Origin of the sequence: Cupriavidus sp. U2, assembly GCF_009663685.2 — a bacterium.
Lineage (GTDB): Bacteria > Pseudomonadota > Gammaproteobacteria > Burkholderiales > Burkholderiaceae > Cupriavidus > Cupriavidus necator_C.
The window spans coordinates 669,321-689,934 of sequence record NZ_RCOG02000032.1; the positions used below are offsets into that span (position 1 = coordinate 669,321).

At 63.9% G+C, this 20,614-nt stretch carries 20 protein-coding genes; 3 read left to right on the forward strand and 17 right to left on the reverse strand.

What is annotated here, in order from left to right; all coding sequences use genetic code 11:
* Positions 1 to 82 precede the first annotated feature (82 nt).
* The 17 genes from asd to D9X30_RS27395 form a co-directional block, all read right to left on the reverse strand.
* Positions 83 to 1,219 (reverse strand): aspartate-semialdehyde dehydrogenase, encoded by a 1,137-nt coding sequence (asd, locus tag D9X30_RS27315; RefSeq protein WP_153945452.1) that lies wholly within the window; start codon positions 1,217 to 1,219, stop codon positions 83 to 85.
* A gap of 443 nt (positions 1,220 to 1,662) precedes the next feature.
* Entirely contained in the window at positions 1,663 to 2,730 is a 1,068-nt protein-coding gene (gene leuB, locus D9X30_RS27320) for a 3-isopropylmalate dehydrogenase (protein WP_153945453.1), read from the reverse strand.
* Positions 2,731 to 2,766: 36 nt separating this feature from the next.
* On the reverse strand, positions 2,767 to 3,417 hold the full coding sequence (gene leuD / locus D9X30_RS27325) for a 3-isopropylmalate dehydratase small subunit (protein WP_153945454.1): 651 nt from the start codon (positions 3,415 to 3,417) through the stop codon (positions 2,767 to 2,769).
* 9 nt (positions 3,418 to 3,426) lie between these two features.
* On the reverse strand, positions 3,427 to 3,558 hold the full coding sequence (locus tag D9X30_RS27330; RefSeq protein ID WP_153945455.1) for an entericidin A/B family lipoprotein: 132 nt from the start codon (positions 3,556 to 3,558) through the stop codon (positions 3,427 to 3,429).
* Positions 3,559 to 3,608: 50 nt separating this feature from the next.
* The gene (gene leuC / locus D9X30_RS27335) at positions 3,609 to 5,018 is read right to left on the reverse strand and encodes a 3-isopropylmalate dehydratase large subunit (RefSeq protein WP_153945456.1); all 1,410 of its coding nucleotides are present in this window, start codon (positions 5,016 to 5,018) and stop codon (positions 3,609 to 3,611) included.
* Between the two features lie 403 nt (positions 5,019 to 5,421).
* Complete coding sequence (locus D9X30_RS27340; protein WP_066733338.1) at positions 5,422 to 6,123, reverse strand: ABC transporter ATP-binding protein; 702 nt, start codon at positions 6,121 to 6,123, stop codon at positions 5,422 to 5,424.
* Complete coding sequence (livG, locus tag D9X30_RS27345) at positions 6,123 to 6,890, reverse strand: high-affinity branched-chain amino acid ABC transporter ATP-binding protein LivG (protein WP_153945457.1); 768 nt, start codon at positions 6,888 to 6,890, stop codon at positions 6,123 to 6,125. The genes D9X30_RS27340 and livG overlap by 1 nt, the downstream gene beginning before the upstream one ends.
* On the reverse strand, positions 6,887 to 8,161 hold the full coding sequence (locus D9X30_RS27350; RefSeq protein WP_153945458.1) for a high-affinity branched-chain amino acid ABC transporter permease LivM: 1,275 nt from the start codon (positions 8,159 to 8,161) through the stop codon (positions 6,887 to 6,889). Before D9X30_RS27350 ends, livG begins: the two co-directional genes overlap by 4 nt.
* A 12-nt stretch (positions 8,162 to 8,173) precedes the next feature.
* Positions 8,174 to 9,100, reverse strand: a complete 927-nt coding sequence (livH, locus tag D9X30_RS27355; protein ID WP_092594303.1) for a high-affinity branched-chain amino acid ABC transporter permease LivH — start codon at positions 9,098 to 9,100, stop codon at positions 8,174 to 8,176.
* A 138-nt stretch (positions 9,101 to 9,238) separates the two neighbouring features.
* Positions 9,239 to 10,366 carry a branched-chain amino acid ABC transporter substrate-binding protein gene (locus D9X30_RS27360; protein ID WP_153945459.1) on the reverse strand — a complete coding sequence of 376 codons (1,128 nt, stop codon included), beginning with the start codon at positions 10,364 to 10,366 and terminating at the stop codon, positions 9,239 to 9,241.
* 590 nt (positions 10,367 to 10,956) lie between these two features.
* Positions 10,957 to 12,258, reverse strand: a complete 1,302-nt coding sequence (gene gltA, locus D9X30_RS27365) for a citrate synthase (protein WP_153945460.1) — start codon at positions 12,256 to 12,258, stop codon at positions 10,957 to 10,959.
* Between the two features lie 42 nt (positions 12,259 to 12,300).
* Entirely contained in the window at positions 12,301 to 12,582 is a 282-nt protein-coding gene (locus D9X30_RS27370; RefSeq protein WP_400391615.1) for an FAD assembly factor SdhE, read from the reverse strand.
* Between the two features lie 142 nt (positions 12,583 to 12,724).
* The gene (locus tag D9X30_RS27375) at positions 12,725 to 13,426 is read right to left on the reverse strand and encodes a succinate dehydrogenase iron-sulfur subunit (RefSeq protein WP_092594307.1); all 702 of its coding nucleotides are present in this window, start codon (positions 13,424 to 13,426) and stop codon (positions 12,725 to 12,727) included.
* Between the two features lie 34 nt (positions 13,427 to 13,460).
* The gene (gene sdhA, locus D9X30_RS27380; protein WP_092594308.1) at positions 13,461 to 15,239 is read right to left on the reverse strand and encodes a succinate dehydrogenase flavoprotein subunit; all 1,779 of its coding nucleotides are present in this window, start codon (positions 15,237 to 15,239) and stop codon (positions 13,461 to 13,463) included.
* A gap of 3 nt (positions 15,240 to 15,242) precedes the next feature.
* Entirely contained in the window at positions 15,243 to 15,608 is a 366-nt protein-coding gene (gene sdhD, locus D9X30_RS27385) for a succinate dehydrogenase, hydrophobic membrane anchor protein (protein ID WP_066733321.1), read from the reverse strand.
* 10 nt (positions 15,609 to 15,618) lie between these two features.
* The gene (sdhC, locus tag D9X30_RS27390) at positions 15,619 to 16,029 is read right to left on the reverse strand and encodes a succinate dehydrogenase, cytochrome b556 subunit (protein WP_153945461.1); all 411 of its coding nucleotides are present in this window, start codon (positions 16,027 to 16,029) and stop codon (positions 15,619 to 15,621) included.
* A 372-nt stretch (positions 16,030 to 16,401) separates the two neighbouring features.
* Positions 16,402 to 17,247 carry a GntR family transcriptional regulator gene (locus D9X30_RS27395; RefSeq protein ID WP_153945462.1) on the reverse strand — a complete coding sequence of 282 codons (846 nt, stop codon included), beginning with the start codon at positions 17,245 to 17,247 and terminating at the stop codon, positions 16,402 to 16,404.
* 413 nt (positions 17,248 to 17,660) lie between these two features.
* Here D9X30_RS27395 and D9X30_RS27400 point away from each other — a divergent pair, with 413 nt between their 5' ends.
* From D9X30_RS27400 to D9X30_RS27410, 3 genes are all read left to right on the forward strand, one after another.
* A complete protein-coding gene (locus D9X30_RS27400) occupies positions 17,661 to 18,644 on the forward strand; it encodes a malate dehydrogenase (RefSeq protein WP_061959458.1) in 984 nt (327 codons plus the stop codon).
* A 129-nt stretch (positions 18,645 to 18,773) separates the two neighbouring features.
* Complete coding sequence (locus tag D9X30_RS27405; RefSeq protein WP_249641100.1) at positions 18,774 to 19,754, forward strand: HpcH/HpaI aldolase/citrate lyase family protein; 981 nt, start codon at positions 18,774 to 18,776, stop codon at positions 19,752 to 19,754.
* A gap of 237 nt (positions 19,755 to 19,991) precedes the next feature.
* Positions 19,992 to 20,543 carry a hypothetical protein gene (locus D9X30_RS27410; protein ID WP_092594312.1) on the forward strand — a complete coding sequence of 184 codons (552 nt, stop codon included), beginning with the start codon at positions 19,992 to 19,994 and terminating at the stop codon, positions 20,541 to 20,543.
* Positions 20,544 to 20,614 lie beyond the last annotated feature (71 nt).

Below are 20,614 nucleotides of genomic sequence, written 5' to 3' on the forward strand. Positions count from 1 at the left end.
CCGCGCAGAGGCGCGGCGTTGCTGGGAAAGCGACAGATTCTGTTGCCTCCCTGCAACGAAAGCGGGGAGGCAATCCGGGGGCTCAACCCTCGATCAGAATGCGCAGCATACGCCGCAGGGGCTCGGCGGCGCCCCACAGCAGCTGGTCACCCACGGTGAAGGCGGACAGGTACTCGCCGCCCATCTGCATCTTGCGCAGGCGGCCAACCGGAATCGTCAGCGTGCCCGTTACGGCGGCCGGCGTCAGATCCTTCATGCTGGCTTCGCGCGTGTTCGGCACGACCTTGGCCCACTGGTTGTTGGCGGCCAGCATGCCTTCGATCTCGTCCAGCGGCACATCGCGGCGCAGCTTGATCGTGAGCGCCTGCGAGTGGCAGCGCATCGCGCCAATCCGCACGCACAGGCCGTCCACGGCGATCGGGGTGGCGCCGGTGGCACCGACGAAGCCTTCGCCACGACCCAGGATCTTGTTGGTCTCGGCGCCGCCCTTCCATTCTTCCTTGGAAACGCCATTGCCCAGGTCCTTGTCGATCCAGGGAATCAGGTTGCCGGCCAGCGGCACGCCAAACTGCTTGGTTTCGTCAGCCGACAGGCCGTGCTGGGTCGACAGGATCTGGCGGTCGATTTCCAGGATGGCCGATGCCGGGTTGTCCAGCAGCGGCTTGACCGCGGCGTTCAGCGTGCCGAACTGCGTCAGCAGCTCGCGCATGTGCTGGGCACCGCCGCCCGACGCGGCCTGGTACGTCATCGAGGTCATCCACTCGATCAGGTCGTGCTCGAACAGGCCGCCCAGGCCCATCATCATGCAGCTGACCGTGCAGTTGCCGCCGATGAAGTTCTTCACGCCCTTGGCCAGCGCGTCCTTGATCACACCGAGGTTCACCGGATCCAGGACGATGATGGCGTCGTCCTTCATGCGCAGCGACGAGGCGGCGTCGATCCAGTAGCCGTTCCAGCCGGCGGCGCGCAGGCGCGGGAACACATCGTTCGTGTAGTCGCCGCCCTGGGCGGTGAGCACGACGTCGCACTTTTTCAGTGCTTCGATGTCGTTCGCATCTTTCAGCGTGGTTTCATTCCTGGCCATGGCCGGGGCCTTGCCGCCAGCGTTGGACGTGCTGAAGAAAACGGGCTCGATATGGTCGAAATCGCCCTCTTCCTGCATGCGCTGCATCAGGACGCTGCCGACCATTCCTCGCCAACCGACGAGACCTACAATCATGACTTACCTCGGATGTGATGTGAACTTCCCCGCCATTTTCCTCGCCCGGCGTGGCTGCGCGGGGAAGACGGGCAGGCACGACGAACGATCTAGGGGATCGTTTTGGTAATGGTTTTAATCGTCGTTGCGGTCAGGCCGAGCGAATCCGCGCCGATCGTGCCGCGGATAGCGGTGCGAGCAGCGGAGGCAGTCAGAAGGGACTGGTGGAATCGGGCCATGACGGGAGAGTCTACACGAAATTGCGGCGCCGCCGCAGGGGAAATGCGGGGTGATTTGTTGCTCACCGGCGGTTCTCTCCCCTCTCCCACGTGTGGGAGAGGGGTCGGGGGACAGGGCAAGAGGCTAAAAATTGCGATTTCGCATCTTGCACCGCTTTTCCCCCACCCCCCGGCCCCTCTCCCGCCTTGCGGGAGAGGGGAGCCAAACCATGGGCAATGGATGCCTTACAGCGCAGCCAGCACTGCCTCACCCATTTCGCGGGTGCCCACCTGCTTGCAGCCCGGCGTCAGGATGTCGCCGGTACGGTAGCCCTGGGCCAGCACCTTCTTGACGGCGTTCTCGATGCGGTCGGCCTGTTCGGCGCGGTTCAGCGAGTAGCGCAGCATCATCGCGGCGGACAGGATCGTTGCCAGCGGATTGGCCACGCCCTTGCCGGCGATATCGGGTGCCGAACCGTGCGACGGTTCGTACAGGCCCTTGTTGTTGGCATCGAGCGAAGCCGACGGCAGCATGCCGATCGAGCCCGTCAGCATGGCGGCCTCGTCCGACAGGATGTCGCCGAACATGTTGCCCGTGACGATCACGTCGAAGCTCTTCGGCGCCTTCACCAGCTGCATCGCGGCGTTGTCCACGTACATGTGCGACAGCTCCACGTCCGGATATTCCTTGCTGACATCGATCACGATGTCCTTCCAGAACTGGAACGTCTCCAGCACGTTGGCCTTGTCCACGCTGCACAGCTTCTTGCCGCGCTTGGCAGCAGCCTGGAACGCCACATGGGCGATGCGGCGGATTTCGGGCTCGCTGTAGCGCATCGTGTCGAAGCCTTCGCGGGCGCCCTTGAACAGGCCGTCCGGCGCCTCCCGCACGCCGCGCGGCTGGCCGAAGTAGATGTCGCCGTTCAGTTCGCGCACGATCAGGATGTCCAGGCCGGCCACCAGTTCGGGCTTCAGGCTCGACGCGCCGGTCAGTTCCGGATAGCAGATCGCCGGGCGGAAGTTGGCAAACAGCTGCAGATGCTTGCGCAGGCCCAGGATGGCCTGCTCCGGGCGCAGCGGACGCTCCAGGCTGTCGTACTTCCAGTCACCCACCGCCCCGAACAGGATCGCGTCGGCTTCCTTGGCCAGCTTCAGCGTGTTTTCGGGCAGCGGATGCCCTTCGGCCTCGTAGCCGGCGCCGCCCACCGGGGCGGTTTCCATTTCAAACTTCTCGCCAAGGGCGTTCAGCACCTTGACGGCTTCGGCAATGATCTCGGGACCGATGCCGTCGCCCGGCAGGACTGCAATCTTCATTTGTCTTCCTAGATTGATAGGTGAACCCGGCCCGCCTCAGCCGACCACGCGGTTGCCCAGCCAGGGCATCTTGGTCAGGCGCTCGGCTTCGTAGGACTTGATCTTGTCCTTCTGGCGCAGCGTCAGGCCGATATCGTCGAAACCGTTCAGCATGCAGTACTTGCGGAACGGGGCGATGTCGAACGAATAGCTGTCGCCGCCCGGCGTGATCACCACCTGCTTGTCGAGGTCGATGGTCAGCTTGTAGCCCGGGAACGCCAGCGTCTCGTTGAACAGGTGATCGACCTGCAGGTCGGTCAGCGCCACGGGCAGCAGGCCGTTCTTGTAGCAGTTGTTGAAGAAGATATCGGCAAAGCTCGGCGCGATGACCGCGCGGAAGCCGTACTGCGTGAGCGCCCACGGTGCGTGCTCGCGCGAACTGCCGCAGCCGAAGTTGTTGCGCGCCAGCAGGATCGATGCGCCCTGGTAGCGCGGCTGGTTCAGCACGAAATCCGGGTTCAGCGGACGCTTGCTGTTGTCCTGGCCGGGCTGGCCCACGTCCTTGTAGCGCCATTCGTCGAACAGGTTCGGACCAAAGCCCGTGCGCTTGATCGACTTCAGGAACTGCTTCGGGATGATCGCGTCGGTATCGACGTTTTCGCGATCGAGCGGCACCGCGAGGCCGCTGTGTACGGTGAACTTGTCCATGATGTGTCCTTACTTCCGGGCAGCGTTCTCGAGCGCCTGCCCGGCAGCCTGCGTGTCCTTGCCAAGGCCGGCCATCGTGTTGCAGCCAGCCAGTTGCAGCATGCCCAGGCATGCCAGCAGTGTGATCACGATCTTTTTCATGTTTTCTCTATTCGAAAGCCGTGGTTGACCCGTTGACCCGTCGCGGCCGTTCAGCCGAGTTTGCGGATGTCGACGAAATGCCCTTCGATCGCGGCCGCCGCGGCCATGGCCGGGCTGACCAGGTGCGTACGGCCACCGGCGCCCTGACGGCCTTCGAAGTTGCGGTTCGACGTGGATGCGCATCGCTCGCCCGGTTCCAGGCGGTCGGCGTTCATCGCCAGGCACATCGAGCAGCCCGGTTCGCGCCATTCGAAGCCGGCGGCCTTGAAGACCTTGTCCAGCCCTTCTCGCTCGGCCTGTTCCTTGACCAGGCCCGAGCCCGGCACCACCATCGCCAGCTTCACGTTGGACGCCACCTTGCGGCCCAGCTTCTGCACCACCGCCGCGGCGGCGCGCATGTCCTCGATGCGGCTGTTGGTGCACGAACCAATGAACACCTTGTCGATATTGATCGACTCCATCGGCGTGTTCGGCTGCAGGTTCATGTACTCCAGCGCCCGCTCCATGGCGTTGCGCTTGTTCGAGTCCTTTTCCTTCTCGGGGTCCGGCACGCGGTCTTCGATGCTGACGACCATTTCGGGCGACGTACCCCAGGTGACCTGCGGACGGATGTCCTCGGCGCGCAGCTCCACCACCTTGTCGAAGTGGGCGCCGGCGTCCGAATGCAGCGTGCGCCAGTAGGCCACGGCCTGGTCCCATTCCACGCCCTGCGGCGCGAAGGGGCGGTTCTTCACGTATTCGAGCGTGACGTCGTCCACGGCCACCAGGCCGGCACGCGCCCCCGCTTCGATGGCCATGTTGCAGACCGTCATGCGGCCTTCCATGGTCAGGTCACGGATCGCCGAGCCGGCGAATTCCATCGTGTAGCCCGTGCCGCCGGCCGTGCCGATCTTGCCGATGATGGCCAGCACGATGTCCTTGGCGGTGCAGCCGCGCGGCAGCTTGCCTTCCACCTTGATCAGCATGTTCTTCGCCTTCTTGCCCAGCAGCGTCTGGGTGGCCAGCACGTGCTCCACTTCCGACGTGCCGATGCCGTGCGCCAGCGCGCCGAACGCGCCGTGCGTGCTGGTGTGCGAATCGCCGCAGACCACGGTCATGCCGGGCAGCGTGGCGCCCTGCTCCGGCCCGATCACGTGGACGATGCCCTGGCGGTGGTCGTTCATCTTGAACTGCGTGATGCCGTAGGCGTCGCAGTTGGCATCCAGCGTATCGACCTGGAGCTTCGAGATCGGGTCGGCGATCCCCTGGGTGCGGTCGGTGGTCGGCACATTGTGGTCCGACACGGCCAGGTTCGCGCTGATGCGCCACACCGGGCGCTCCGCCAGCTTCAGGCCTTCGAAGGCCTGCGGGCTGGTCACTTCATGCAGCAGATGACGGTCGATGTAGAGCAGCGTCGTGCCGTCTTCCTCGACGTGGACGGTGTGGTCATCCCAGAGTTTGTCGTAGAGCGTCTTGGCCATGATGCGGGGGGCAGACCGTCCGTCCGTATCCCGGGGGATGCGAACGGCGCGAATCCGCGCGTTGTTTGCAGGGGAATGTTTTCCGGATGCCTCGCGGGCAAGCAGGCTATTTTGCTGCTTTTCCGGCGCAGCCGGTAATTGCTTGACATCGCAAGCGATTATGCCATGCGGCTCCGCCGCCGAAGGGCAGGCCGGACCGCCCGGGCGGCGGTCATTGGCGAAAGGGGGATTTCGCGGATGGCGAAGGGACGCGCGCTGGCCTTGGTTTCTCCCCTCTCCCACGACGTGGGAGAGGGGTCGGGGGAGAGGCATGGCAGTTCAAACTGCCGCATGCTGGCAAGCAGAGCCGCATTGCCCTCTCCCCCAGCCCCTCTCCCGCACGCGGGAGAGGGAAGCCGCGACTTCAGCCGCCCAGGTACGCCGCGCGGATGCGGTCGTTGGCCAGCAGGTTGGCGCCGGTATCGGCCAGCACCACCTTGCCGGTTTCCAGCACGTAGCCGCGGTCGGCCACCTGCAGCGCCTTGTTGGCGTTCTGCTCCACCAGGAACACCGTGACGCCTTCTTCCCGGATCGTGCGGATGATGTCGAAGATCTGCGCGATGATCAGTGGCGCCAGACCGAGCGTGGGCTCGTCCAGCAGCAGCAGGCGGGGCTTGCTCATCAGCGCGCGGCCGATGGCCAGCATCTGCTGCTCGCCGCCGCTCATCGTGCCCGCCCGCTGGCTCGCGCGCTGGTTCAGGCGCGGGAACAGCTTGAACACGTGCTCGATGCCGGCCTCGATTTCATGACGGCTGGCAAAGAAGCCACCCATCTTGAGGTTTTCGAGCACGGTCAGGCTCGGGAACACGCGCCGGCCTTCTGGCGAAATTGCCATGCCCATGCGCATGATCTCGTGCGTGTTACGGCGGGTGATGTCCTGGCCTTCGAACAGCACGCGGCCGCTGGACGCGCGCGGCGTGCCGCACACGGTCATCATCAGCGTGGTCTTGCCGGCGCCGTTACTGCCGATCAGGGTGACGATCTCGCCCTTGTTGACTTCGATCGATACGCCCGACAGCGCCTCGACGGCGCCGTAGTGGGTATGGACGTTTTCCAGCTTCAGCATCAGTCCTCTCCCAGGTAGGCCTTGATCACGCGCGGGTCGTTGCGCACCGCTTCGGGCTTGCCGATCATGATCGGCTTGCCGTGCTCCATCACCAGGATGCGGTCCGACACGCCCATTACCAGGCTCATGTCGTGCTCGATCAGCAGCACCGAGATATTGAATTCACGGCGCAGGCGATCGATCAGCTGCTGCAGTTCGATCTTTTCCTGCGGGTTCAGACCGGCCGCCGGTTCGTCCAGCATCAGCAGGCGCGGCCTGGTGATCATGCACCGCGCGATCTCCAGCCGGCGCTGGTGGCCGTACGACAGCGTGCCCGCCTCGCGGTTGGCCACGCTGGTCAGGCCCATGCGCTCCAGCCATTCGGCGGCACGCTCCAGCGCCTCGCGCTCGGCGCGGCGGTAGGCCGGCGTGGCCAGCAGGCCGCGCAGCAGCCCGGCCTTGACCTGCAGGTGCTGCGCAACCATCAGGTTTTCCACGACGGTCAGCTGCTTGAACAGGCGGATGTTCTGGAACGTGCGCACCAGGCCGTGGCGTGCCACCACGTGGCTGGGCTTGCGCGCGATCGAATGGCCGTCCAGCGTCACCTCGCCGGCGGTGGGCTTGTAGAAGCCGCCCACGCAGTTGAACACGGTGGTCTTGCCGGCGCCGTTCGGGCCGATGATGGCGAAGACCTCGTCGCGGCGCACATCGAACTCGATGCCGTCCACGGCCAGCAGACCGCCAAAGCGCATCTGCAGGCCCGATACTTTCAGCATTTCAGTGCTCATCGCGGCAGCTCCACGTGGGGACGGCTAGCGGGCAGCAGGCCCTGCGGACGCCACATCATCATCAACACCATCACCAGGCCGAAGATCAGCATGCGGTATTCGGCAAAGTCACGCGCCACTTCGGGCAGGATGGTCAGCAGGATGGCCGCCAGGATCACGCCCAGCTGCGAACCCATGCCGCCCAGCACCACCACGGCCAGGATCAGCGCCGACTCGATGAAGGTGAACGATTCCGGATTGACCAGGCCCTGGCGCGCGGCAAAGAACGCACCGGCCAGGCCGGCGAACGATGCGCCCAGCGTGAATGCCGACAGCTTGATGCGCGTCGGGTTCAGGCCCAGCGAGCGGCAGGCGATCTCGTCCTCGCGCAGTGCCTCCCACGCCCGCCCCATCGGCATGCGGATCAGGCGGCTCGTGACGAACAGCGTGAAACCCACCAGCAGCAGCGCCAGCAGGTACAGCCAGATCACCATGTGCTGGCCGGCGTACGGGATGCCGATCAGGTCATGGAACGTCTTCGCGCCTTCCACGCTGGCACTGCGTGCCATTTCGATGCCGAACACGGTCGGCTTCGGGATGCCCGACACGCCGTCCGGTCCGCCGGTCAGGCTGGTCAGGTTGTTCAGCAGCAGGCGGATGATTTCACCGAAGCCCAGCGTCACGATGGCCAGGTAATCGCCACGCAGGCGCAGCACCGGGAAGCCCAGGATGAAGCCGAACGTGGCCGCCAGGCCGGCCGACAGCGGCAGGCATTCCCAGAACGTCAGGCCGAAATACTGGTTCAGCAGCGCATAGGTATAGCCGCCGACCGCGTAGAAGCCCACGTAGCCCAGATCGAGCAGGCCGGCATAGCCCACCACGATGTTCAGGCCCAGGCCCAGGATCACGTAGATCAACGCCAGCGTGGCCACGTCCACCGCGCCGCGCGAGCCGAAGAACGGGAACACCAGGCCCACCACCAGCAGGACCCAGATGGCCGACCGCTGCTGCCGGGCGCCCATCGCGGGCACCGACGGCAGCTTGACCGCGCTGCGGGCACGCAGCAGGAACGGCTTGCACAGCTGGAACAGGAACACCAGGCCCACGGCGATCCACACCGGACGCCAGTGCGGCTCCAGCACCACCTTGTAGCCGTCGAGCTTGAGCTGCAGGCCCAGCACGGGGATGGTCAGGATAGCCGTCAGCACGGCGGCGGTCACGGCATTCTTCAGCGTGTCCGAGACCGACGTTTGCGGGATCGACGCCCGCGAAATCGAAGTCGCTTGTGTCATGTCGCCCTCCCCTCAGACCTTTTCCACATCGGGCTTGCCAAGCAGGCCCGTGGGACGGAACAGCAGTACCAGCACCAGCAGGCCGAATGCCACGACGTCCTTGTACTCGGACGGCATGTAGCCCGACGCGAACGTCTCGGCCAGGCCCAGCAGCACGCCGCCCAGCATCGCGCCCGGAATGCTGCCGATGCCACCCAGCACCGCGGCCGTAAAGGCCTTGATGCCGGCGATAAAGCCGATAAAGGGATTGAGCTTGCCGATCGTCAGCCCGATCAGCACGCCGCCCACGGCGGCCAGCATGGCGCCGAGCACGAACGTGAACGAGATCACGCGGTTCGTGTCGATGCCCAGCAGGTTGGCCATGCGCATGTCTTCGGCGCAGGCGCGGCAGGCGCGGCCCATGCGCGAATGCCCGATGAACAGCGTCAGCGCGATCATCAGCACCAGCGTCACGCCAACGATCAGCAGGCGCGAATACGGCACGGTCACCGTGAAGTCGCCGCCCATCTGGAATTCGATGGCACCCGAGATCAGGATCGGCACCGACACGTCACGCGCGCCCTGCCCGATCTGGACATAGTTCTGCAGGAAGATGGACATGCCGATGGCCGAGATCAGCGGCACCAGGCGCGGGCCGCCACGCAGGGGGCGGTATGCCACGCGCTCCACGGCAAAGCCGTAGCAGCCAGTCACGACAACGGCAACGAGCAGCGCCGCGCCCAGCACCAGCGGCAGCGGATATCCGGCTTGCGCGCCAATGGCGGTCAGCGTCACCAGACCCACGTAGGCGCCGATCATGTAGATCTCGCCGTGGGCAAAGTTGATCATGCCGATGATGCCGTAGACCATCGTGTAGCCGATGGCGATCAGCGCATAGATCGCACCCAGCGTCAGGCCATTGACCAGCTGCTGGGTGAACTGAGGAAGGAATTCGTTCATGCGGGGACCTTGTGGATCGGATGAGTCCGATGCGCGATGCCGACCGCCCTTATGTGGCGGCTACCCGACATCGAACCGATACCAAAACGCCCCGCAGGCCGGTTGGCCGCGGGGCGTTTCGCCAGGATGGCGCCGGGTTTAGTTTGCGGCGGTCTTCGTGGCGTCCTTGTGCCACGTGTAGACGACGAACTTGAACGACTTCAGGTCGCCCTTGGCGTCGTATTCGACCTTGCCGATCGGCGTGGTGAACGCGTTCTTGTGCATGTAAGCGGCCACCTTCGTCGGGTCCGTGCTCTTGGCGCCGGCGATGGCGTCGCCGATGATCTTGACGGCGGCATAGGCAGGCATCTGGAACGGACCGTTGGCGTCACGCTTCTTGTCGGCAAAGGCCTTCACCAGCGCGGCGTTGGCCGGGTCGGCCGAGAAGTCGGCCGGCAGCGTCACGAGCATGCCTTCCGAAGCGGCGCCGGCAATCGCCGTCACGTCCTTGTTGCCCACACCTTCGGGGCCCATGAACGTGGCCTTCACGCCCTGCTCGCGCGCCTGGCGCAGCAGCAGGCCCATTTCCGGGTGGTAGCCGCCGAAGTACACGAAATCCACGCCCTGGGACTTCAGTTTGGTGATCACGGCCGAGTAGTCGGAATCGCCGGCGTTGACGCCTTCGAAGACTGCCACGGGGATCTTGGCCGCTTCCAGGTCCTTCTTCACCGAGCTGGCAATGCCCTGGCCGTACGACTGCTTGTCGTGCAGCACGGCAACCTTCTTCGGCTTGACCTTGCCGATGATGTACTGGGCGGCGGCCGGGCCTTGCTGGTCATCGCGGCCGATCGTGCGGAAGATGAAGTTGCGCTTCTTCGTTTCGGTCAGCTGCGGCGCGGTGGCCGACGGCGTCACCATCACGATGCCTTCGTTTTCGTAGATATCCGAGGCCGGAATCGTCGAACCCGAGCACACGTGACCGATTACGTAATGGATACCCTGGCTGACGATCTTGTTGGCCACGGCCACGGCCTGCTTCGGTTCGCAAGCGTCGTCCATCAGCACGGCTTCGAACTTGTTGCCATTGGCGCCGCCCGCCGCGTTGATCTGTTCGATCGCGGTCAGGGCACCGGCCTTGACCATGTCGCCGTACTGGGCGACCGAGCCGCTCATGGGGCCGGCGATGGCGATCTTGACGGTTTCGGCGTTGGCCGAGGTGAAGGCAGCGAGACCGGCAGTGGCAAGCACGGCGGCCATGGCAGTGGACGTGAGACGGGACAGCGTCATCAGGAGCTCCTCGATTATGTATGGGTCATTCCGGGCAGAGTCGGCATGACTGGCGCAATCGAACAACACCCGCGAGGAAGAAGCGCCGCCTGACGTGGCGAACGTACGGCCCATGAGCGGAAACCGGGCCTGCGATGAAGACAGTGAAGCGAATGCGGGGCCCGGCATGTGTCGGCGTACGCACATCTCGGGGATGCCGCGGCCGCCGTAAGTTCGGAAAGACAACGTTGATGCGTTCTCTATTGCGCAAGCCTTTCGCCTGCCCCGCTTCTCCAACGCGGCTGGCCGGAAGGGTGGCCCGGCTGCCGGTCGGCAAAGCAGCCCGCATTATAGGGGGAAAGTTGCACCCTGATGAAGTAGAGATATTCGGTTTTGGAGAAAATCTGACAACTAATGCATGGCGTTGCAACCATGCCAAGGCAGGAATCGTCGTCAAAATCTTGTTTCACAACAATTGTGCATAGTCGCATTTGTGGCGTATGCCATGCTTTGCGCCACCTTGCGCAACCGGCCGCCTGCAGCGAAGGCGCATCGCACCAAAAAAAAACGCCCCGGCGGGCCGGGGCGTTTCATGCAGCACGGGAGGCGGCTTAGCGCTTTGCCATGTCCGGCACGTTGCGGGCGGCGTTGCCGTTGAACAGCTGACGCGGACGGCCGATCTTGTATTCCGGATCGGTGATCATCTCTTCCCACTGCGAGATCCAGCCCGGCGTACGTGCCAGGGCGAAGATGCAGGTGAACAGCGAGGTCGGGATGCCCAGCGCGCGCTGCACGATACCCGAGTAGAAGTCCACGTTCGGGTACAGCTTGCGGCTCACGAAATATTCGTCTTCCAGCGCGATCTTTTCCAGTTCCATGGCCAGCTTGAACAGCGGGTCGTTGTGCAGACCCAGTTCGTTCAGCACTTCATGGCAGGTTTCGCGCATCAGCTTGGCGCGCGGATCGTAGTTCTTGTACACGCGGTGGCCAAAGCCCATCAGGCGCACGCCCGAATTCTTGTCCTTAACCTGCTTGATGAACTCGCCGATGTGGTCGACGCTGCCGATTTCTTCCAGCATCTTCAGCGCGGCTTCGTTCGCGCCGCCGTGGGCCGGACCCCACAGGCAGGCCACGCCAGCGGCAATGGCTGCGAACGGGTTCGTGCCTGACGAGCCGGCCAGGCGCACGGTCGAGGTCGATGCGTTCTGCTCGTGGTCGGCGTGCAGGATGAAGATGCGGTCCAGCGCGCGCTCCAGCACCGGGTTCACGGTGTACGGTGCGCACGGCGTACCGAACATCATGCGCATGAAATTGCCCGAGTAGGACAAGTCGTTCTGCGGATAGATGTACGGCTGGCCGATGTTGTACTTGTACGCCATGGCGACCAGGGTCGGCATCTTGGCGATCAGGCGGATGGCCGAGATCTCGCGCTGGTGCGGATCGTCGATGTCCATCGCGTCATGGTAGAACGCGCTCATCGCGCCCACCAGGCCCGTCAGCACGGCCATCGGGTGAGCGTCGCGGCGGAAACCGCGCAGGAAGAACTGCAGTTGCTCGTGAACCATCGTGTGGTTCATCACCGAGTTCACGAAATCTTCCTTCTGCTTGGCGTTGGGCAGCTCGCCCTTCAGCAGCAGGTAGCAGGTTTCGAGGTGATCGCACTTCTCGGCGAGTTGCTCGATCGGGTAGCCGCGGTACAGCAGCTCGCCCTTGTCGCCGTCGATGTACGTGATCTTCGAGTTGCACGAAGCGGTCGACATGAACCCCGGGTCATAGGTGAACTTGCCGGTTTGACCGTACAGCTTGCGAATGTCGATCACATCCGGGCCAACGGTGCCCTTGTAGATCGGCAGCTCAACGCTGGGGGAACCATCGGAAAACGATAGCGTGGCTTTCACATCGGACGGCGTCATGTCGGTTCCTTCAAATACTGTGAATAATAGTGTTGACCAAACTCAGACCGAACGCAGCAGGCTGAGTACCCGTTGCATCGGGGGCGTGTCGAGCTCACCGTCAAGCTCCTTGCGGACAAGCAGCAGGTCCATCAACTCGTTGTCGCTAAGCTCGAACAGCTCGCCCAGCGAAGCCACGTCCTGATCGGACAGGCTCTCCTCGTAACGGTTGAAGAAACGTTCGACGATGATGTCGTTCTCCAGGAGGCCGCGGCGGGCGCGCCAGCGAAGACGGGCACGTTTGTGCGGGTCGGCCTGATGGGAGAAAGTGGTGGAATGACTCATGGTCAGCCTTCATTGACCGGCGCTCCAGCCCGACTTGATACCGCATCGGGCTGACGCGCCGCTTACATCAACTTGCATTACTGCAGACTGCCTGTCTGCACCGCGAACGGCGGGGGCGCAGAAGGCAGTTTATACCGGGCAATTAAACAGCGCGGCGAACCATCAGTTCCTTGATCTTGCCAATCGCCTTGGTCGGATTGAGGCCCTTCGGGCACACGTCGACGCAGTTCATGATGCTGTGGCAACGGAACAGCCGGTACGGGTCGTTCAGGTTGTCCAGACGCTCGCTGGTGGCCTGGTCGCGGCTGTCCGCGATGAAGCGGTAGGCTTGCAGCAGGCCGGCCGGGCCGACGAACTTGTCCGGGTTCCACCAGAACGACGGGCACGACGTGGAGCAGCTGGCGCACAGAATGCACTCGTACAGGCCATCCAGCTCGTCGCGTTCCTGCGGCGACTGCAGACGTTCCTTCTCGGGCGGCGGCTCGTCGTTGATCAGGAACGGCTTGATCGAGTGGTACTGCTTGAAGAAGTTCGTCATGTCGACGATCAGGTCGCGCACCACCGGCAGGCCGGGCAGCGGACGCAGCACGATGCGGTCCGGCAGCTCGCGCATGTTCGTCAGGCAGGCCAGGCCGTTCTTGCCGTTGATGTTCATCGCGTCCGAGCCGCACACGCCTTCACGGCACGAACGGCGGAACGAGATGGTTTCGTCCAGCTTCTTCAGCTTGACCAGTGCGTCCAGCAGCATGCGCTCGTGACCGTCCAGCTCGACCTCGTAGGTCTGCATGCGGGGGGCGGCGTCCTTGTCCGGATCGTAGCGGTAGACTTCGAAAATACGCTTCATTTCTGGGGGTCCTGTTTTCTCTACGAGGCGGGTATCAGAACGTACGAGCCTTGGGCGGAACCGATTCCACCGTCAGCGGCTGCATCTTCACCGGCTTGTAGTCGAGGCGGTTGCCTTCGCTGTAGAACAGCGTGTGCTTGAGCCAGTTGTCGTCGTCGCGGTTCGGGAAGTCGCTGTGGGCGTGGGCGCCACGCGATTCCTTGCGGGCCGCGGCCGAGATCATCGTGGCCTTGGCCACTTCCACCAGGTTGGCCACTTCCAGGGCTTCCACCAGCGCGGTGTTGAAGACCTTGGACTTGTCCTTCAGGTGGATGTTGTCGGCACGCTCGGCCACTTCCAGAATGCGCTCGACGCCTTCGTCCATCAGCTTCTGCGTACGGAACACGCCGGCATGCGACTGCATGTTGCGGCGGATGTCGTTGGCCACGTCCTGGGTGTATTCGCCCGAGGTCGTTGCCTGCAGCTTGGCCAGACGGGCCATGGCGCGGTCGGCGGCATCGGCCGGCAGCGGCTTGTGTTCCTTCTGCTTGCTGGCGTTGGCCACGATGTGGTTGCCGGCGGCACGGCCGAACACCACCAGATCGAGCAGCGAGTTGGTACCCAGGCGGTTGGCGCCGTGCACCGACACGCACGAGCATTCGCCGATCGCGTAGAAACCGTTGACCACTTCGTTCGGGTTGCCGTTCTTCGGCACCACGACCTGACCGTGGAAATTCGTCGGAATACCACCCATCTGGTAGTGGATGGTCGGCACGACGGGGATCGGTTCCTTGATCGCGTCGACGTTGGCGAACTTCATGCCGATTTCGCGGATCGACGGCAGGCGCTTCATGATGGTCTCGGCGCCGACGTGGGTCAGGTCGAGCAGCACGTAGTCGCCGTTCGGGCCGCAACCACGGCCTTCCTTGATTTCCTGGTCCATCGAGCGCGACACGAAGTCACGCGGCGCCAGATCCTTCAGCGTCGGGGCATAGCGTTCCATGAAACGCTCGCCATCCTTGTTACGCAGGATGCCGCCCTCGCCACGCACGCCTTCCGTGATCAGCACGCCCGCGCCGGCCACGCCGGTCGGGTGGAACTGCCAGAATTCCATGTCTTCCAGCGGGATGCCGGCACGCGCCGCCATGCCCAGGCCATCACCGGTATTGATGAAGGCGTTGGTGGAAGCCGCGTAGATCCGGCCGGCACCGCCGGTCGCGAACAGCGTGGTCTTGGCTTCGAGGATATAGACTTCGCCGGTTTCCATTTCCAGCGCGGTCACGCCCAGCACGTCGCCTTCTTCGTCGCGGATCAGGTCCAGTGCCATCCATTCGACGAAGAAATGCGTCTTGGCGCGCACATTGCGCTGATACAGCGTGTGCAGCAGCGCGTGGCCGGTACGGTCGGCGGCGGCGCAAGCGCGCTGCACGGGCTTCTCGCCGTAGTTGGCGGTGTGGCCGCCGAACGGACGCTGGTAAATCGTGCCATCGGCGTTACGGTCGAACGGCATGCCGAAGTGTTCGAGCTCGTACACGACCTTCGGGGCTTCACGGCACATGAACTCGATGGCGTCCTGGTCACCCAGCCAGTCCGAGCCCTTGATGGTGTCGTAGAAGTGATAGTGCCAGTTGTCCTCGCTCATGTTGCCAAGCGAGGCACCGATACCGCCCTGCGCCGCCACGGTGTGCGAGCGGGTCGGGAAAACCTTCGACAGCACGGCCACGCTCAGGCCGGCTTCCGCGAGCTGGAGGGATGCGCGCATCCCGGCGCCGCCCGCCCCGACGATGACCACGTCAAATTTACGACGCGGCAATCCAGTCTTGACTGCGACCATTTATTACACCCTCCAGAGAATCTGAGCAGCGTAGCCCGCGCAACCGACGAGCCACAGAATCGTTAGAACTTGCAGCACGAGGCGCACGGCCATCGGCTTCACATAGTCCATCCAGATGTCACGAATGCCGATCCATGCATGGAACAGCAGCGACAGGATGGTCAGGAACGTCAGGAGCTTCATCCATTGGTTGGCGAAGAGACCCGACCAGCCTTCGTAAGAAGGGTTGCCGAAGGCGAGATACACCACGGCGAGCACCACGGTGAAGACCACCATGATGACTGCGGTAACGCGTTGCGCGAGCCAGTCTTTCAGGCCGTAATGCGCACCGACGACAAGACGCTTGGGACCGATATTGTTATTTGCCACGTGACTCTCCTCAGAACAGGCCGAAAAGCTTCAGCCCGAAAACCAGGGTGAGCAGCAGGCTGACCACCAGCACGGCCTTGGCCGACGTGGCCGAGGCGGGCTTCGAGACGCCGACGTGAACGTCCAGCAGCAGGAAGCGGATACCGGCGCAGAAGTGATGCAGGTAACCCCAGATCAGGGCCAGGATCACCAGCTTGACGAAGCCGTTGGACAGCAGGGCCGAGAACCTGGCGAAGCTCAGTTCGGAGGTGACGCTCTGTTCGAACAGGTACAGAATGAAAGGGAGGAGGAGGAACATCAAGCCACCGCTTACGCGATGCAGGATGGATACCTTGCCGGCCCAGGGCAACCGGTAGCGCGAGATTTGCGCGATACCGATGTTCCGGAACTCCGGCCTGGCTTGTTTGGCGGCTTCAGCCATGCGAGACCCCATTTGCGATGAAAAGAAAACTGCAAAAGAACGACACTGCCATTACCCCCGATTGCATTGGCGCCACACAGCGGTTACCGTGAATGCACCGGATTGCATCAAGCGTGTGGGTCCGCTGGATGCAAATGGATGCAGGGGAGCAAATCCACGTGATTTTAGCGCCTTTGTTGCGCGCCGCACCAATAATTTTCGCCTATCACGCACCAGCGCGGCGTGCCCGACAATCGCACGCAACAAGGTGCGCACCACTCCAGACACGCTTTGTCCGAGCATTGCATTCACGAATGACAATGGTCGGCGCACGTCCCATACACGCGTGACAATAGTCAGCGTGCGGAACAGACTTTCCATGGTCATGGCCCTTCAGCTCAGGTCGTTCTGATAATAGTGGCGCGTCGTGACATAAAGCCCACGGCGAACTTCCACCGGGCGGTCACCGTAGGTGAACGACACACGTTCCACCGACAGCAGCGGCGAACCGGGTGCCACGGACAACAGCTCGGCAGCCGTGTTATCGGCAGCAACGGCCCGGATCTTTTCGGTGGCGCGAATCATCCGCGTGCCGAACTCGGCCTCGAAGAGCGCGTACATCGGGCCCTTCCACTCGTTGAGCTTCTCGGCCGTGAGGCCCTTGAAGTTGGCGCCGAGCAGCCAGATTTCGTCCAGCACCGTGGCTTCGTTGGAAAAGGTCAGCACGCGGCGGATCTGCACAACGCTGTCGCCGGTGCGAATATCGAGCAGCCGGGCGATTTCGGCCGGCGCGCGCAGCCGCTTGCATTCGAGCACGCGGCTGGCGCCGTAATGGGGTTCACCCTCGTCGGGTACCAGGCGGAGGAAGCGGAACTTGACCACATCCTCGTGATGGGTCGTCACAAACGTGCCCTTGCCCTGGCGGCGTGCAACCAGGTTGTCCGCGGCGAGCTCGTCGATGGCCTTGCGCACCGTGCCCTGGCTGACCTTGTAGCGGGCCGCCAGATCCATCTCGCTCGGGATCATTTCGCCAGGCTTCCACTCGCCGGTCTGCAGGCTCTGCATGATCAGGGCCTTGATCTGCTGGTAGAGTGGGCTGAACGTTGGGGACGGCGCCGCGGCCGGCGTATTGGCCGATGCGGGCGTGGACGGCTGCGTCCCGGCACCGCTCTGTGGGGCGCCAGATTCCGGCGCACCATTGGCGGCGGCGGCGAGCGGGGACGTAGGCAGGGAAGACATAGCCCGGATTCAACCACAAAAGCGAGAATCGCGTCCAGCGCACTATGAAATGTCTTATGTCTTATATAAGACATATGAATTGACATCAATGAGGGCTCCCCCTACACTCGCGCAGGTCCGCGCCACCGCCTCCGCCAGGTCTCTTCCGGGCTACCTGCCCACCTTTTGAAGCCTTACGGATGCGGCGCACCACACAGCAGTAGTAGACTTACGCCTTGTCGCCCTCGACGCCTGCCCACGGCCCGCGCGCTCCACGTCGCGGCCGCACGGCCGGCCGCGGGCTCCCGGCGGACGCCCGCCTGCCCCGTGGCGACACGCGAACCAGCTTCCGGTGATGCGCCGGCCCGCTCCATACCCTGGATGGCCCGTTGCCACCGACCGGTTACCCCCTCTTTTCGTTTGGAGACTTACTCATGGCTAAAGCCCCAATGCGCGTCGCAGTCACCGGCGCCGCTGGCCAGATCGGCTATTCCCTGCTGTTCCGCATCGCCAACGGCGACATGCTCGGCAAAGACCAGCCGGTCATCCTCCAACTGCTCGACCTCCCGCAAGCCCAGGCCGCCGTCAAGGGCGTGGTGATGGAGCTGGAAGACTGCGCGTTCCCGCTGCTGGCCGGCGTGGTCATCACCGACGACCCCAAGGTTGCCTTCAAGGACGCCGACGTCGCCCTGCTGGTGGGTGCCCGTCCCCGTAGCAAGGGCATGGAGCGCAAGGACCTGCTCGAAGCCAACGCCCAGATCTTCACGGTGCAGGGCAAGGCCCTGGACGAAGTGGCGAGCCGTGACGTCAAGGTGCTGGTGGTCGGCAACCCGGCCAACACCAACGCCTACATCGCCATGAAGTCGGCGCCGAACCTGAAGCGCGAGAACTTCACGGCCATGCTGCGCCTGGACCACAACCGCGCCCTGTCGCAAATCGCCGCCAAGACCGGCAAGCCGGTGTCGTCGATCGAGAAGATGTTCGTCTGGGGCAACCACAGCCCGACGATGTACGCCGACTACCGCTACGCCACCGTCGACGGCAAGAGCGTCAAGGACCTGATCAACGATCCGGTGTGGAACAACGACGTGTTCCTGCCGACCGTGGGCAAGCGCGGCGCCGCCATCATCGAGGCCCGTGGCCTGTCGTCGGCTGCCTCGGCCGCCAACGCCGCCATCGACCACGTGCACGACTGGGTGCTGGGCTCGAACGGCAAGGTCGTCACGATGGGCATCCCGTCGAACGGCGAATACGGCATTCCGAAGGACGTCATGTTCGGCTACCCGGTGACCACGGCCAACGGCAAGTACGAAATCGTGCAAGGCCTGGAAATCGACGCCTACAGCCAGGAAAAGATCAACATCACGCTCAAGGAACTGGAAGAAGAGCGTGCCGGCGTGCAGCATCTGCTGGGCTGATCTTCTCCAGAGCCTCCCGCTCATGAAACCGGGGTCCGCATCGATCTGAAAATCGGCGCGGACCCCGGTTTTTCATTTGGGCAGCCGTTTTGTCTTCACAATACCCCCCCGCTCCATACGTATATCAACGTGCATCCATCCGAGGTCTTGTTCCAGGGCGAAGCCATTCCGGTGCAGCTGCCGGTCTGCGACCACTATGCGGGCAGCGAAAAGCTCATGCGCAAATCGCTTGCCCTGCAGCAGGCGCTTGGCCCCGTGTTCGACATTACGTTCGATTGCGAGGACGGCGCCGCCGTCGGGCTGGAGCGCGAGCACGCCCTGCTCTGCGCACAGCTGGTCAATAGCGCGGAGAACGTGCACAACCGCGTGGGCGTGCGCATCCACGACCCGGCGCACCCGGGCTGGCGCGAAGACGTGGATATCCTGGTGGGCGCCGCCGGCGCGCGCCTGGCCTATGTGGTGGTGCCCAAGGTCACCGACGTGGTCGAAGTGGCACGCGTGACCGACCACGTGAACCAGGTGGCCCGCGCGGCCGGTATCGCCCGCCACATTCCGATTCATGTGCTCATTGAGACACATTCAGCACTGGAACAGGCCTTCGACATTGCATCGCTGGTCCAGGTGGAATGCCTGAGCTTCGGGCTGATGGATTTCGTCTCGGCGCACCACGGCGCCATTCCGGGCGACGCGATGCGATCGCCGGGGCAGTTCGAACATCCGCTGATCCGGCGCGCCATGCTGGAGATCTCTGCCGCCTGCCACCGCCACGGCAAGGTGCCGTCGCACAACGTCAGCACCGACGTGCAGCAGCCGGAGCGCGCCGGCGACGACGCGCTGCGTGCCCGCGCCGAATTCGGCTACCTGCGCAAGTGGAGCATTCACCCCGGCCAGATCGCGCCGATCGTGGCTGCGTTCCGGCCCAGCGACCGCGAGATCGGGGCGGCCAGCCAGATCCTGCTGGCCGCGCATGAGAACAACTGGGCACCGATCCGCCACGACGGGCAGTTGCACGACCGCGCCAGCTACCGCTACTACTGGTCACTGTTGCAGCGGGCCCACGCCACGGGCACGCGACTGCCGCCGCCCGTGAGCGATCTGTTCTTTGATTGAGCGCAACACCACGCGATCACACACGAAAACTGCTCATTTCCGCCTGCAAGTGGCCGATGACAAACCATCCGCGTGCGATTGTGTAACCAATGTCCGACGGGCTTCGCCCCGTCAGACAAATCGTAGAGAATAGCGGCGGAAAGTTGCCGGGGCGCCGCGTGACACTGCGTGGCGCCCCCCGGACTGTTCACCACAACGAGCCCCTTTGACTACCCAAGCAATCCGGAAGGAACCCACATGAAACAACTCGTGCTGGCAGCCTGCATTGGCGCCCTGACCCTGACCACCGGCGCCGCAATGGCCCAGGAACCGGCCAAGAAGCCGGCCGCCACCAAGAAGGCGCCCGCCAAGAAGTCGACGAAGGCCGCTGCCGCCGCACCCGCCGCCGTGCAGCCCACGGGCGAAAAGTGGCAGTGCGAACTGGGCCATGCCATCTGGATCAGCGGCAACATGCAGCGCGATGAAGTGATCACCGTGCATTGGGACGGCCGCAACTACCGCCTGCCGCGCCAGAGCACCGTCACCGGCGCCGATCGCTACTTCGATCAGGCCTCGGGTCTGGATCTGGTCGTGATCCCGAGCAAGGCCATGCTGTTCAACAAGAACCTGGGCCAGCGCCTGGCCGACGAATGCCAGAACGCCGACATGCAGGCCGGCGGCGCAGCCCCGACGCAGGCCGGCGCACTGCGCGCCCCGGTGTCCACGCCGCTGCTGATGGCGCCGGCCCAACCGGCTGCCCAGCCGGCCGACGCCGCCCAGCCTGCTGCACAAGCCGCGCCGAAGCAGTAAAGTCTCACCTTGCCTTACCCTGCGCGGCGCCGCTCTGGCGCCGCGCGGGTATCAGCTGCACTGAATCGTTG

Coding starts and splice junctions, on each gene's coding strand:
- asd (WP_153945452.1), bottom strand. CDS start 1,219: ATGATTGTAGGTCTCGTCGGTTGGCGAGGAATGGTCGGCAGCGTCCTG.
- D9X30_RS27410 (WP_092594312.1), top strand. CDS start 19,992: ATGAAACAACTCGTGCTGGCAGCCTGCATTGGCGCCCTGACCCTGACC.
- D9X30_RS27375 (WP_092594307.1), bottom strand. CDS start 13,426: ATGAAGCGTATTTTCGAAGTCTACCGCTACGATCCGGACAAGGACGCC.
- D9X30_RS27370 (WP_400391615.1), bottom strand. CDS start 12,582: ATGAGTCATTCCACCACTTTCTCCCATCAGGCCGACCCGCACAAACGT.
- leuB (WP_153945453.1), bottom strand. CDS start 2,730: ATGAAGATTGCAGTCCTGCCGGGCGACGGCATCGGTCCCGAGATCATT.
- D9X30_RS27340 (WP_066733338.1), bottom strand. CDS start 6,123: ATGCTGAAGCTGGAAAACGTCCATACCCACTACGGCGCCGTCGAGGCG.
- D9X30_RS27330 (WP_153945455.1), bottom strand. CDS start 3,558: ATGAAAAAGATCGTGATCACACTGCTGGCATGCCTGGGCATGCTGCAA.
- D9X30_RS27395 (WP_153945462.1), bottom strand. CDS start 17,247: ATGTCTTCCCTGCCTACGTCCCCGCTCGCCGCCGCCGCCAATGGTGCG.
- sdhC (WP_153945461.1), bottom strand. CDS start 16,029: ATGGCTGAAGCCGCCAAACAAGCCAGGCCGGAGTTCCGGAACATCGGT.
- leuC (WP_153945456.1), bottom strand. CDS start 5,018: ATGGCCAAGACGCTCTACGACAAACTCTGGGATGACCACACCGTCCAC.
- D9X30_RS27350 (WP_153945458.1), bottom strand. CDS start 8,161: ATGACACAAGCGACTTCGATTTCGCGGGCGTCGATCCCGCAAACGTCG.
- gltA (WP_153945460.1), bottom strand. CDS start 12,258: ATGACGCCGTCCGATGTGAAAGCCACGCTATCGTTTTCCGATGGTTCC.
- livG (WP_153945457.1), bottom strand. CDS start 6,890: ATGAGCACTGAAATGCTGAAAGTATCGGGCCTGCAGATGCGCTTTGGC.
- livH (WP_092594303.1), bottom strand. CDS start 9,100: ATGAACGAATTCCTTCCTCAGTTCACCCAGCAGCTGGTCAATGGCCTG.
- D9X30_RS27360 (WP_153945459.1), bottom strand. CDS start 10,366: ATGACGCTGTCCCGTCTCACGTCCACTGCCATGGCCGCCGTGCTTGCC.
- D9X30_RS27400 (WP_061959458.1), top strand. CDS start 17,661: ATGGCTAAAGCCCCAATGCGCGTCGCAGTCACCGGCGCCGCTGGCCAG.
- sdhA (WP_092594308.1), bottom strand. CDS start 15,239: ATGGTCGCAGTCAAGACTGGATTGCCGCGTCGTAAATTTGACGTGGTC.
- leuD (WP_153945454.1), bottom strand. CDS start 3,417: ATGGACAAGTTCACCGTACACAGCGGCCTCGCGGTGCCGCTCGATCGC.